Source organism: Paenibacillus piri (assembly GCF_004354045.1).
GTDB classification, from domain to species: Bacteria; Bacillota; Bacilli; order Paenibacillales; family NBRC-103111; genus Paenibacillus_S; species Paenibacillus_S piri.
The window spans coordinates 43611-55992 of record NZ_SMRT01000002.1; the positions used below are offsets into that span (position 1 = coordinate 43611).

At 51.1% G+C, this 12382-nt stretch carries 14 protein-coding genes; 11 read left to right on the plus strand and 3 right to left on the minus strand.

Annotation, left to right across the window (positions count from 1 at the left end; all coding sequences use genetic code 11):
- Positions 1 to 10 precede the first annotated feature (10 nt).
- The 5 genes from E1757_RS04940 to E1757_RS04960 all read left to right on the plus strand — a co-directional run bounded on the left by E1757_RS04940 (position 11) and on the right by E1757_RS04960 (position 4901).
- Entirely contained in the window at positions 11 to 1084 is a 1074-nt protein-coding gene (locus tag E1757_RS04940) for a Gfo/Idh/MocA family protein (RefSeq protein WP_133225750.1), read from the plus strand.
- A gap of 303 nt (positions 1085 to 1387) precedes the next feature.
- A complete protein-coding gene (locus tag E1757_RS04945) occupies positions 1388 to 2371 on the plus strand; it encodes a metal ABC transporter substrate-binding protein (protein WP_246079028.1) in 984 nt (327 codons plus the stop codon).
- A 35-nt stretch (positions 2372 to 2406) separates the two neighbouring features.
- Entirely contained in the window at positions 2407 to 3228 is an 822-nt protein-coding gene (locus tag E1757_RS04950) for a metal ABC transporter ATP-binding protein (RefSeq protein WP_133225752.1), read from the plus strand.
- Between the two features lie 26 nt (positions 3229 to 3254).
- Positions 3255 to 4058: a metal ABC transporter permease gene (locus E1757_RS04955; protein ID WP_133225753.1), complete on the plus strand. Its 804-nt coding sequence runs from the start codon at positions 3255 to 3257 to the stop codon at positions 4056 to 4058.
- Positions 4059 to 4190: 132 nt separating this feature from the next.
- On the plus strand, positions 4191 to 4901 hold the full coding sequence (locus E1757_RS04960; protein ID WP_133225754.1) for a cytochrome c biogenesis CcdA family protein: 711 nt from the start codon (positions 4191 to 4193) through the stop codon (positions 4899 to 4901).
- A 65-nt stretch (positions 4902 to 4966) separates the two neighbouring features.
- Here the strand turns inward: E1757_RS04960 and splB are convergent, their stop codons facing one another.
- Positions 4967 to 6028, minus strand: a complete 1062-nt coding sequence (splB, locus tag E1757_RS04965) for a spore photoproduct lyase (RefSeq protein WP_133225755.1) — start codon at positions 6026 to 6028, stop codon at positions 4967 to 4969.
- 175 nt (positions 6029 to 6203) lie between these two features.
- On the opposite strand from splB, the gene mntR reads away from it, so the two are divergent.
- Both mntR and E1757_RS04975 read left to right on the plus strand, forming a co-directional pair.
- On the plus strand, positions 6204 to 6626 hold the full coding sequence (mntR, locus tag E1757_RS04970) for a transcriptional regulator MntR (protein WP_133225756.1): 423 nt from the start codon (positions 6204 to 6206) through the stop codon (positions 6624 to 6626).
- Positions 6627 to 6883: 257 nt separating this feature from the next.
- Complete coding sequence (locus tag E1757_RS04975; RefSeq protein WP_133225757.1) at positions 6884 to 7864, plus strand: patatin-like phospholipase family protein; 981 nt, start codon at positions 6884 to 6886, stop codon at positions 7862 to 7864.
- A 126-nt stretch (positions 7865 to 7990) separates the two neighbouring features.
- Here the strand turns inward: E1757_RS04975 and E1757_RS04980 are convergent, their stop codons facing one another.
- Complete coding sequence (locus tag E1757_RS04980) at positions 7991 to 8251, minus strand: hypothetical protein (protein WP_246079029.1); 261 nt, start codon at positions 8249 to 8251, stop codon at positions 7991 to 7993.
- A gap of 79 nt (positions 8252 to 8330) precedes the next feature.
- A complete protein-coding gene (locus E1757_RS04985) occupies positions 8331 to 9218 on the minus strand; it encodes a DUF1385 domain-containing protein (RefSeq protein WP_425464824.1) in 888 nt (295 codons plus the stop codon).
- A 296-nt stretch (positions 9219 to 9514) separates the two neighbouring features.
- Between E1757_RS04985 and E1757_RS04990 the strand changes: the two genes are divergently transcribed.
- From E1757_RS04990 to efp, 4 genes are all read left to right on the plus strand, one after another.
- Positions 9515 to 10030: a YqhR family membrane protein gene (locus tag E1757_RS04990; RefSeq protein WP_165971969.1), complete on the plus strand. Its 516-nt coding sequence runs from the start codon at positions 9515 to 9517 to the stop codon at positions 10028 to 10030.
- Positions 10031 to 10126: 96 nt separating this feature from the next.
- Entirely contained in the window at positions 10127 to 10573 is a 447-nt protein-coding gene (gene aroQ / locus E1757_RS04995) for a type II 3-dehydroquinate dehydratase (RefSeq protein ID WP_133225760.1), read from the plus strand.
- Positions 10574 to 10575: 2 nt separating this feature from the next.
- Positions 10576 to 11649 carry a M24 family metallopeptidase gene (locus E1757_RS05000; RefSeq protein ID WP_133225761.1) on the plus strand — a complete coding sequence of 358 codons (1074 nt, stop codon included), beginning with the start codon at positions 10576 to 10578 and terminating at the stop codon, positions 11647 to 11649.
- 81 nt (positions 11650 to 11730) lie between these two features.
- Entirely contained in the window at positions 11731 to 12288 is a 558-nt protein-coding gene (efp, locus tag E1757_RS05005) for an elongation factor P (protein ID WP_133225762.1), read from the plus strand.
- The last annotated feature ends 94 nt before the right edge of the window (positions 12289 to 12382 follow it).

Below are 12382 nucleotides of genomic sequence, written 5' to 3' on the forward strand. Positions count from 1 at the left end.
TATATCTCTTATGCAAAACAAGGATGGAATGAATTACGCGCCGCAAGGCAAGCCGAATCCGGTTGTAGGCAAGGGCGAGTTTGCGTTTGCTGCAATCGCGTTGGACCACGGTCATATTTATGGCATGTGCAACGGACTGATTGAAGCAGGCGCGGATCTGGTTGCCGTCTACGACCCGGATCCGGCGAAGGTCGAAGCGTTTGTGAAAAAGTTCCCGCAGGCAAAAGCCGCCGCTTCCGAAGCGGAAATTTTGAACGACCCGTCCATCAAGCTGGTAGCCGGAGCGGCCGTGCCTTCCGAGCGCTGCGCATTAGGACTCCGCGTGATGGATCACGGCAAAGATTACTTCACGGACAAAACGCCGCTGACGACATTGGAGCAATTGGAGCAGGCGAAAGCGAAAGTGAAAGAAACCGGCCGCAAATACATGGTATATTACAGCGAGCGTCTGCACGTGGAGAGCGCCGTATTTGCGGGTCAGTTGATCGAGCAGGGGGCGATCGGCCGCGTCGTGCAAGTGATCGGCTTCGGTCCGCACCGTCTGAACGCACCTTCGAGACCGGGCTGGTTCTTCGAGTTCGAGAAGTACGGCGGCATATTATGCGATATCGGCAGTCATCAAATCGAGCAGTTCTTATACTTCACCGGCGCTAAGGATGCAAGAGTCGTCAGCAGCAAGGTGGCCAACTACAACAATAAGGACTATCCGGAGCTCGAAGACTTCGGCGATGCAACGCTGATTGCCGACAATGGCGCAACCAACTATTTCCGCGTCGACTGGCTGACGCCGGACGGTCTTGGAACTTGGGGAGACGGCCGGATGACGATTCTCGGAACCGAAGGCTACATCGAGATCCGTAAATATATCGACGTTGCGCGCGACCCTCAGGGCGACCATCTGTATCTGGTAAATAAAGAAGTTGAGCAGCATTATTCGCTTCGCGGTCAAGTAGGCTATCCGTTCTTCGGTCAGCTCATTCTTGACTGCATCAACCGTACGGAAAATGCAATGACGCAGGAGCATGCGTTCAAGGCGGTCGAGCTGTGCGTCAAGGCGCAAATGCAGGCAGAGCGCGTGGAATAGGGGACAGCGGCATACACCGTGCCGTAGTTTATTTAACAGTATCGAGGAAAGCATCCCAACGGGCTGATTCGTCCGGAGAGGATGCTTTTTTTTGTTGCGGTAAAGCGCTAGACGAAATGTTCTTGCAACTTCAGTTGTCCGTTTTAACTGCTAATTGCAATGGCTAAGCCGCAGTTCCGCTTCTTCCGAGTTTAAAACTTTATAAATCGTAAATATTATTAATAGTTGACAATTTTGAAGGGAGGAACGTATAATCGAATCTGTTATTAAAAATAATTACGATTTACATAAGGGGTGTTATTCGTGTCCAGAGTTAAAAAAGCCATTTTGCTTCCCGCACTATTTTTAATTATCGTTTCGTTAGTATTGTCAGGCTGCGGCCAATCGCAAGGCTCGCTCGTGTCCGGTAAAATCAATGTGGTCGCCAGCTTTTATCCGCTATACGACTTCACGAAAAAAATCGGCGGCGATCATGTCAATGCAATCAATCTGGTGCCTACCGGCGTCGAGCCGCACGACTGGTCGCCGAAAGGACGCGACATTCAAAACATAACAAAAGCGGAAATGTTCGTTTACCTTGGAGCCGGGTTAGAGGGCTGGGTTGACCATACGCTGAGCAGCTTGCCCAAAGACTCGAAGCTAACGGTTTTGGAAGCAAGCAAAGGGCTGGAATTGCTCGAATCGACCGAAGATGACGGGCATGATCACGAACATAAGGCGGATCAAAAGGATGACAAAAACAAGGCCAAGGCTCAGGACGAGCACCATTTGGACCCGCATGTTTGGCTGAGTCCGGTCAATGCGAAAAAAATGGCTGCGGCTATCAAGGATCAACTGATTCAAATCGACGCGGCTCATAAATCGGATTACGAAGCGAACTATGCTAAATTCGCGGGGCAGCTCGATGACCTTAACGGCAAATTCAAGCAGAAGCTTTCGTCTTTGCCCAAGAAAGAAATCGTCGTAACCCATCAGTCTTTCGGATATTTGGCCAAGGAATACGGATTGAAGCAAATGCCGATCATGGGCTTGTCGCCCGATGCGGAGCCGACTGCCCAGGACTTGAAGGACATCAACGCCTTTATTCGCGACAACAACGTTAAATATATTTTCTTTGAGGAGCTCGTTTCCGATAAGCTGGCCAAAACATTGGCCAAGGACGCCAAAGTCGATACTTTGGTGCTGAACCCGATTGAGGGCTTGACGGAGGAGCAGGTAAAAGCGGGGGCCGATTATATAACATTAATGGAAAGCAATTTGAATAATTTAATAAAAGCATTACAATAAGAAGGAAGAGCCTGTATATAAAGGAGCCGCATTAAATGGAAGCTATAGTACATTCCGGCATTCCCGCCGCTGACGGCCAACCGAAAGCTGCAGGGGAATGCCACCAAAGCATTGTCACGATCGAGGACGTTTCTTTTCATTACGAACAAAAAAAGGTGATTGAGCATCTCAATTTTTCAGTGCTGGAGCGGGATTTCGTCGGCCTGATCGGCGCGAACGGCGCCGGCAAAACGACGCTGCTCAAAATGATCGTAGGCTTGCTGAAGCCGTCCCAAGGCGAAATCCGCTTGTTCGGCCAGAAGGTCGGCACCTTTCGGGATTGGGAACGGATCGGCTATGTGCCGCAAAAAAATGCCTTTAACCCGCTGTTCCCAGCGACGGTGCGGGAGGTTGTCTTGTCCGGCCTGTACGGCAAGAAGAACATGTTCCGCCGCATCGGCAAGACCGAGCAGCAAAAATGCGAGGATGCGCTCTATGCGATGCGCATTGAGGATTTGGCCGACCGGCGGATCGGCCAGCTGTCCGGCGGTCAGCAGCAGCGCGTGTTTTTGGCGCGGGCGCTGGTCAACAACCCGGAGCTGCTTATATTGGACGAGCCTACGGTCGGCATCGATGCGGAGACGCAGGCGGGCTTTTTCCGGATGATCCGGCACATGCACCAGCATCACCATATTACATTTCTGATGGTATCGCACGATATGGATATGGTACAATCCTATATTGGGAGTGAGCCTGTGCAAAAAAGCGGGACGCTATCATTTTATGTCAAGCATACGCATGCGCCTGAAAATTGCGAGGAAACGAATTTGACGCATTCCATCCAGCAGCTGAGAGAGCAGATGGAAGTGCTAGTGTAACGAGACAAAAGCCGGGAGCGAGTCAGTTGGATATTTTAAGCGAATATTTTTTTCAACGCGCCTTATTGGGAGGCATATTAATTGGACTTACCGCGCCTTTAATGGGGATATTTCTCGTATTGCGCAGGCTGTCCATGATCGGGGACACGCTGGCGCACGTTTCGATCGCCGGCATCGCGCTGGGCTTCCTGGTCAACGTCTATCCGCTCGGGGTCGGGCTGGTGTTTGCTTTACTGGCATCGTTTGCCATCGAACGGCTGCGCAAAGCCTACAAAACGTATGCGGAGCTGTCCATAGCGATCATTATGTCGGGCGGAGTGGCATTGGCTACACTGCTTTTTACGTTAGGCAAAGGCTTTAACATCAACGTCATGAGCTATTTTTTCGGCAGCATTTATACGCTGGACAATATGGATTTATGGGTTGTGTTCGGGGTCACCGTCATCGTCGTCGCCGTTATCGCGTCGAATTATAAAGAGCTGTTCCTGATGTTTTTCGACGAGGATGCGGCGGGTGTGAGCGGGCTGCCGCTCCGTTTTTACAACATCATGATTACGATGCTCACCGCGCTGGTCATCAGCGTTGCGATTAAAATCGTCGGCGCCCTGCTCGTATCTTCGCTATTGACGATACCGGTCGCCTGCAGCCTGCTCGTCGCCAAAAGCTTCCGCCATTCGATCTTCTGGGCGGTGCTGTTCTCCGAGATTTCGGTCATCGGCGGATTGTTTGCGGCAGGCGTATGGGATTTGGCGCCGGGCGCGACGATCGTCCTCATGCTGATCGCTATGCTGATCGTGAGCCTGTTCGTGAAAAGGGGCTTTCGTTTATAACGGAGACACATAATGTTCGAAAAAGGAAATTCGTACAAGCGGCAACTTCCGATATAATGGGGGTAGGATCAGCAAGCGGGGGCAATTCGCACGATTGCAAGCTGATCCGTTGAAATAGGGGGTTAATACATTATGGAAATTAATTTGTGGATCGCGCTGTGGGCCGGATTCGCTTCCTTCATCTCACCCTGCTGCTTGCCGCTGTACCCCTCGTATTTATCGTATATTACGGGGATTTCCGTTAGTCAGCTGAAGGATACGGAGCCCGGAGCGGGTGTGCGGGCCAGAACCGTTTTGCATACGCTGTGCTTCATAGCGGGTTTTTCGATTATATTTTATAGCTTGGGCTGGGGCGCCAGCTTCGTTTCCAACTTTTTTATCGACTACAAGGATTTGCTGCGGCAGATCGCCGCGCTGCTCATTTTCGCGATGGGACTGTTCCTGTTGGGTATATTCCAGCCGCAATGGCTGCTTCGCGAGCGCAAGTTTCAATGGAAGCTCAAGCCGGCAGGCTATATCGGATCGATTCTGGTCGGGATGGGCTTCGCCGCCGGATGGTCGCCTTGTATCGGACCTATCTTATCGGCGATTCTTGCATTGGCCGCAACGAATCCGGATTCCTGGATGCCGCTCATCTCCGCCTATTCGCTCGGCTTTGCGATTCCGTTCTTCGTGCTTGCGTTTTTCATCGGCACCACCAAGTGGATACTCCGTTACTCGTCCATGATCATGAAGTTGGGCGGCGGGCTTATGATCGTCATGGCGGTATTGCTGTACACGGACCAAATGACGCGCATTACGATCTGGCTTAACCAGATTACGCCCGATTACTTGAAGTTTTAAGTGAACCTTAAGTGCCCGCAAAGCATTTACAAATTGACGGATCACCCTGACAGAACCGCTGTTGTTTACGTAAAGTAATCGATCGCCGCTTCGGGGAATTTATCGAAAATACGTTCGGTTATAAACTCGCGAAGCGCGTTGGCCTGCTCGTCGGGGTATACATATTTGCCTTGGCCCCAGCGTCCCCATTTATATTTTCGTTTCGTTTCGTCCAGCTCCAGCTTCGTTTTGGGGTATCGCTGTTGAATAACCGTTTTCGACGTTTTCGTAAAACGGTGCTGTATAAGCTCGAACGTGAGATCAGAGGTCGCTTCTTCCGGAAGCGCCTCTTTTAATTTGTCCAGCAGCTCGCCGTACCCGTCCTCCCAGCCTTCATGCCAAATGATCGGCGCGATGATAAAGCCAAGCGGGTAGCCGGCGCGGGCCACTTTCCCGGCAGCCCCAATCCGTTCGGCAAAGCTCGAGGTTGCGGGCTCGAAGTTTTTTATAACATAGTCGGCATTGACGCTGAACCGGAATCTCGTATGCTTGTTGTGGTTCAAATGGAGCATCGGTTCCACATGATGAAACTTGGTTACGAATCTTAATCTGCCGAGCGGCTCTTTCGCCATAAATTCGATTAGCTCCGTTAACGATCCGCTAATATGCTCCAGTCCGACCGGGTCGGATGTGCATGCCGCCTCGAAGCGGGTTATTTCCGGCGCTCTTTCTTCGATATACCGTTTGGCCGCGTTCATAATATCATCCGTATTGACGTAAACCCTGATATACGGCTTGGCGCCCAGTGTTGTCTGTAAATAGCAGTAGTGGCAGTGGGCCATGCAGCCGGTGGCGATTGGGATCGCATATTCGGCCGAAGGTTTGGAGGTATCGAATTTTAAAGTTTTCCGTAGGCCGACTACAAGCGTCTTTTTGGCTATTCTGTATTTTTCCAGCTCACTGTCTCCGGGCAAATTCGTAATCCGGTTATGGGAGGTCGTCTGCCGGATCGGCAGGCCCTGCTGCTCGGCCCATTGCCATATTCGCTGTCCTTTCGGATAATTCAACGCATCCGGTTCGAAGTACACCAGCTCGGGCGTAAACAGCTGGGTCTGCCTGAGCGGAGGAATGAGAATGTCTGAAGCCATTTGAGGGAAAACCTCCCGATAAAGTTTCAATGTATGGGCGGCTTGACTTGCGTCAAGCATAGCGCTGTGATATAGTAAAAAGCGCTTATAATGCCGTAGTTTGATCGGAATGACCCTGGTTCACTCATGGGAAATGTAAGACGACAGTCTTTTTTGAAGTACGGGAGGAAAACGAATGGCTACACCGAGCATGGAGGATTATCTGGAGAGGATCTATAAATTAATCGACGAAAAAGGGTACGCGCGTGTATCGGATATCGCCGAAGGCTTGGAAGTGCATCCGTCTTCCGTCACCAAGATGATTCAAAAGCTGGATAAAGATAATTATTTGGTGTATGAAAAATACCGCGGACTTATATTGACTTCCAAAGGGCAGAAAATGGGCAAACGGCTTGTTGTGCGGCATCAGCTGCTTGAGGATTTTTTAACGGTGATCGGCGTAGCGGAAGAAAATATTTACAAAGATGTGGAAGGCATCGAGCATCATTTGAGCTGGGACTCGATTACCTGCATCGAGGCGCTGCTTGAATATTTTAAGCTAAACCCCGAAAGAACCGAAGAATTAATGCAATTGAAAAAGGAAATGGACGAAGCTTGACATGCAAGCATCCGGCAACCGCAGCCGGATGTTTTTTTGTTGTTTAGGAAATTATGCGCAGCAAATTTCTTTGGATAACCGGGGGCTCCCCCAAAAGTAATCGGAATTGGCTTCGGAGCTTCACGTCACTTTTGGGGGACTTTGTTCTACGTTTGAATTGCGAATCGAAATGAAGAATACGTACAAACCCGCAGCGCATATATTCCATTGTTTGGCTCTGTATGCTGCCGAATTCATAGAGCGGGGATGGGATGCAGGTGAAAATTAATGCCGTGTTCGAAGGCGGCGGGGTCAAAGGAATTGCATTGGCCGGCGCCGTGCAGGCTGCGGAAAACAGAGGGCTGACGTTTCATCAGGTGGCCGGGACCTCGTCGGGCGCGATTATCGCTTCTCTGGTTGCCGCCGGTTATTCGGCGGAGGAACTGAAGGCGGTAATCGAAGCGACACCGTTCAGCGCATTCCTGCAGCGCTCCAAAATATTTGACGCGAAGATCATCGGCCCGTTGGTGCGGCTGTTTGTAAAAAAAGGGCTGTATTCCGGCGAAGCGTTGGAATTTTGGATCTATAATCTGCTCAGAGCCAAAGGAATCCGTACCTTCGGTGACCTGCGGCCAAGCCAGCTGCGCATCGTGGCTTCAGATATTTCCCGGCGCAGGCTGCTCGTGCTGCCGGACGATATCGCGGAATACGGGATCGACCCGCTGCAGTTCACCATTGCCAAAGCCGTTCGGATGAGCACCAGCATCCCCTATTTCTTCGACCCGGTCGTCATCCGCAAATCGGCCGACAAACGGTTGCCGACGGATAAGTTCGCAGACCAGTTCGTCTATATCGTCGACGGCGGTTTGTTAAGCAATTTCCCGTTGTGGCTGTTTGACCGCGACGAGGTTCCCGCGTTGGATAAGCTCATTCCGACGATCGGTTTCCAGCTGGTCGGGCGGGGAACAGGGGAGCCCAATACGATTTTCGGTCCGATTACAATGCTGAGAGCATTGTTTTCCACGATGATGGATGCCCACGACGAACGGTACATCGAAGATGTAAACCGTTTCCGGACGGTCAAAATACCTACGCTTGGCGTCAGCATTACCGATTTCAATATTTCCAAGGAAAAAAGCGAAAAGCTGTTCGAGTCTGGCGTTCAGGCGGCCGACCACTTTTTCAACAAGTGGAAGCTGACCGATTACAAGAGCGGGTACATGAAGCATGTCGTCCGCCAAAAGAAACCGATCGTTTAAATGAACAAGGATAAACGGCTTCGCCGTCCTTAAGGGACGAGCGCGTTTGTCAAGGTTGTGCGAAGCCAAGTATGAGAAACTTATACTTTCCTATTTAACTAAAAAAAACAGCGGTTTGGCCGCTGTTTAGTGATATTTGGGAGGCTCGTCGGAGCCTCCTTTGCCGTCGATAACCCGGAACGTGGCGTTGCGGGTTCGCTTTTCTTTGGTCTTGCCGCCGCGTGTCGTCTTGGATTTCCCCCAAGTGTTCGGCGGATATTTGTAGAGCACAAAAATGATGCCAAACACGGCGATCGGAATAATGAGCGTCAGCGCTTTGGACGCAACTCCGATCAAAGCCAATCCGATAATGATGTAAGCGGCTATCGGAAAACGTTTTTTCATCATGATTCCTCCTCAGAGTTTCGCCGTAGGCGAAACTGGCATCGAAAGCATAAGCAGAGTTTCGCCGTGAGGCGAAAGCTTTTTACTGGGTGGTGCCGGCCTGCCGGTCCAGCTCCCTCATCCGGTTGAACGAAGCGATAGACACTTCCACCTGCTCGTCGTCCGGCTGCTTCGTGGTCAACAGCTGAAGCCATAGTCCTGGATAGCCGAGATACCGGAGCACCGGAACTTCGCGGAGGCTGTTCGTGAAGCGAAGCACCTCGTAGGACACGCCAATGACCACCGGCAGCAGCACGATCCGCTGCACAATCCGTTCCACGAACGAATCGTAAGTGAAGAACGAATAGATGATGACGCCGACCAGTACCGTGAACACGATAAAGCTGCTTCCGCAGCGATAGTGCAGCGTGCTGAATTTTTGCACATTGGCGACCGTCAGCTCAACGCCGGCTTCATAGGCGCTGATCACCTTGTGCTCGGCCCCGTGATATTGGAACAGCCTGCGGATCATCGGGGTCAACGAAATAAAATAAATATAGGCGATCAGCAAAATAATTTTGATAAGTCCCTCCAGCAGGTTGTGTCCGATTTGATTAACGAACATGCGGCCGAACAAAACCTGCTCGATCGTCGGCGGCACAAGCGTGAATATAAACTTTCCGAATAAAAAGGACAAGACGCCGACGACGGCAACGCCAAGAATCATCGATAGTTTTCCGGTGACCGATTCCTTTTGCTCCGCTTTGGGCTCTTGCTCCTCGCCCTGGTCTTCGGCAAACGATTCGGCGGAAAAGTTCAAATGCTGCGCGCCCTTCGCGCTCGATTCGACAATGCCTACGATACCCCGGATAAACGGTATTTTTTTCAATGCCTGCACCCAGCCGATTTCTTTCTTCGGCACTTCATAGAAAGCGATGGAATGATCCTTCCTGCGAACGGCCGTGACGTGGGTGCTCTGGCCTGCAAACATAACTCCTTCGATTACGGCCTGACCGCCGTATATCGCACATGGCTGCTCATTTTGCGACAACGAAATGCACCTTCTTTTACTATATATGTGTAGGTTTCTTCATTATTGTATAAGATTCAAAGAGAGAAAGCTACCGTTGCCGTCAAATTAACGCAGCCTCCCTTGCCCATACAGAACCGCAATATATCCATGTATAAGGAGCTTTCCCCGAATACGGCAAGTTTAGCGGAAAAAATTTTGCATATACTAGCTTTATGCGGCAATCAAGGAAACATACGAAGATGGCGGAGGCGGGTATGGCTAAATCGAAGGCGGACAAAACCGTTAAACAAACAAATCGCTGGACCTTTGCGATGAACATCGGATTTTTCGCAGGGCTGTTTTGGGGCGCTGTGAAAATCATCGAGCATTATTTCCATTTCACCAGTCTTGTCCCCGGTTTTCTCGTCGAGCCCTTTTTTAAAAGAAGCTTTTTGCTGACATGGGAAGGATATTTGGTCGGTTGGGCGTTTTTTATATTATTTTCAATGGCGGCGACGCTCCTGTATACGGCCTTGTTTGCCAAAGCGGTCGGACCCTGGGTAGGCGTCGGCTTCGGCATGGGCGTTTGGGCGCTCATCTTCCTGCTGATCGGACCCGTAACCGGAATGATGAACTGGATTGCCTATTTGGATTGGAACACGATTTTGACGGAAGCTTGCCTGTTCATGCTGTGGGGACTGTTTATCGGCTACAGCATCGCCTTTGAGCTGAACGATGAAAGCGTCAGGGAGCCGTTCCCGCAGGAAACAAACAAACCGCAGCCGGAATAAGAGTGTATCGCTTGCAAAAAAAAGTTCTCAAACAGAAGAAGTTTATGGTAAAATATTTTGTACGTGTATTTTAATGGAATAGTGGAGGGTCTGAGTTTGGTGCGGATTTTGGTATTGAACGGTCCTAATTTGAACATGCTGGGCGTTCGCGAGCCCGGTATTTACGGCTCTCTGTCGTTGAAGGCGATCGAAGACAATCTTCAAAGACTGGCCGGCGAGCTTGGAGTCGAGCTGGAGTGCTTCCAATCCAATTACGAGGGCGCTTTGATCGATAAAATTCACGAAGCGTTCGGCACGAAGGACGGCATCATTATGAACCCCGGAGCATTCACGCATTACAGCTACGCTCTGCGTGACGCGGTCAGTACGGTGCAGCTTCCGTTAATCGAAGTACATATTTCCAATATCCACAAAAGAGAGCCGTTCCGCCATGTTTCGGTGATCGCTCCCGTCGCATTGGGACAAATTGCAGGATTGGGCGCCGAAGGCTATGAACTCGGCCTGCGCGCTATCGTAAGTCACCTCAAGTCATTGGAGGGATAACAATGCACCAAGCACGATTGGATCGGTTGCGGGTTGTCATGGAGCAGCAGGGGCTGCAGGCTCTGCTCATTACGAACGGTGTGAACCGTCAATACATGACGGGTTTTACGGGATCTTCAGGCTATGTCCTTGTAACCGCGGCAAAAGCTTATTTGCTGACGGATTTTCGCTACATGACGCAGGCGCCGCAGCAGGCGGCGGCCTATGAGGTCGTGGAGCATGCGCCCAAGGCGATGGAAACCGTGCGCGATTTGCTTGTCAAGCTCGGCATTGCCAAAATCGGCTTCGAGCAGACTGATTTGACTTACGGCGCTTATTTATCCACCGCAGAGACTTTGAAGGGCATCGAGCTGGCTGCTACCGGCGGGCTCGTCGAGCAGCTGAGACTGGTGAAAGACGTCTCCGAGCTCGCCGTAATGAGGGAAGCGGCCGAGCTGGCGGACCGCACGTTTACGCATATTTTGCCGTTTTTGAAGCCGGGCGCCAAGGAATCGGAGATTGCGCTTGAAATTGAATTTTTCATGCGCAAAAACGGAGCCGCGTCCACCTCGTTCGAAACGATCGTCGCCTCGGGCGAACGGTCCGCGCTGCCGCACGGAAAAGCCAGCGAGCGGATTTTGCAAACGAACGAGTTTGTCAAAATGGATTACGGGGCTTATTATAAGAGCTACTGCTCCGATATTACCCGGACTGTCGTATTGGGCAAGCCGACCGACAAGCATCGCGAAATTTACAGCATTGTACTGGAAGCCCAGATGACGGCGCTTGAGCGGATTAAACCCGGAATGACCGGTCAGCAGGCCGATGCGGTTGCGCGCGACGTCATTAAGCGATATGGGTACGGCGGCTTTTTCGGTCATGGCACGGGTCACGGCTTGGGCATGGAAATACATGAAGCGCCGCGGCTGTCGACCCAGGGGGATGTCGTTTTAATGCCGGGCATGACGGTGACGGTTGAACCGGGCATTTATTTGCCGGGCTTCGGCGGCGTCCGGATCGAGGACGATATCGTCATTACCGAGACAGGCAACGAAAGATTAACGCACGCAAGCAAAGACTTGATTGTGCTTGATTAATCCATACAACACAGCAGCGTCTGAACTAGGGTTTAAAGCAATTTCAAGCCGTCTGCTACATTTTTAGGGAGGAATTTTCCAGTGATTTCAGTTAACGAATTTAAAACAGGCTTGACCATTGAAGTAGAAGGCGATTTGTTCACCGTAATCGATTTCCAGCACGTAAAGCCGGGTAAAGGCGCAGCGTTCGTTCGCTCGAAGCTGAAAAACCTGCGTAACGGCAACACGGTTGAACGCACGTTCCGCGCCGGCGAGAACGTGGGACGCGCGCATATCGAAAACCGCGAGATGCAGTACTTGTATGCGAGCGGCAGCGACCATACGTTTATGGATACCGAAACGTACGACCAATTCAGCTTGTCCTCAAAGCAGCTGGAATGGGAGCTGAACTTTCTGAAAGAGAACATGATGATCCATATCATGAGCTACCAGGGCGAAATTCTCGGCATTAACCTGCCGAACAGCATCGAGCTGAAGGTGGTTGAAACAGAGCCCGGCATCAAGGGCAACACTGCTACCGGCGCGACCAAAAACGCGAAGCTCGAAACCGGCCTGAACGTTCAAGTGCCGCTGTTCATCAACGAAGGTGACATGCTGTTGATCGATACCCGCGAAGGCAAATACATTTCCCGCGCTTAAGAAGCGGCTCATTTATAATCCATGATCGTTACCAGGATAAACGGCTTCACCGTCCTTCGGGACGAGCGCGTTTGTCAAGGTTGTGCGAAGCTAA

What these genes read in the sequence shown, in the direction of transcription:
- E1757_RS04960 (WP_133225754.1), top strand. Translation starts at nt 4,191, where the DNA reads ATGGAAATTAATTTGTGGATCGCGCTGTGGGCCGGATTCGCTTCCTTC.
- splB (WP_133225755.1), bottom strand. Translation starts at nt 6,028, where the DNA reads ATGGCTTCAGACATTCTCATTCCTCCGCTCAGGCAGACCCAGCTGTTT.
- E1757_RS05000 (WP_133225761.1), top strand. Translation starts at nt 10,576, where the DNA reads ATGCACCAAGCACGATTGGATCGGTTGCGGGTTGTCATGGAGCAGCAG.
- E1757_RS04980 (WP_246079029.1), bottom strand. Translation starts at nt 8,251, where the DNA reads ATGATGAAAAAACGTTTTCCGATAGCCGCTTACATCATTATCGGATTG.
- E1757_RS04950 (WP_133225752.1), top strand. Translation starts at nt 2,407, where the DNA reads ATGGAAGCTATAGTACATTCCGGCATTCCCGCCGCTGACGGCCAACCG.
- mntR (WP_133225756.1), top strand. Translation starts at nt 6,204, where the DNA reads ATGGCTACACCGAGCATGGAGGATTATCTGGAGAGGATCTATAAATTA.
- E1757_RS04985 (WP_425464824.1), bottom strand. Translation starts at nt 9,218, where the DNA reads ATGTTTGCAGGCCAGAGCACCCACGTCACGGCCGTTCGCAGGAAGGAT.
- E1757_RS04990 (WP_165971969.1), top strand. Translation starts at nt 9,515, where the DNA reads ATGGCTAAATCGAAGGCGGACAAAACCGTTAAACAAACAAATCGCTGG.
- E1757_RS04940 (WP_133225750.1), top strand. Translation starts at nt 11, where the DNA reads ATGCAAAACAAGGATGGAATGAATTACGCGCCGCAAGGCAAGCCGAAT.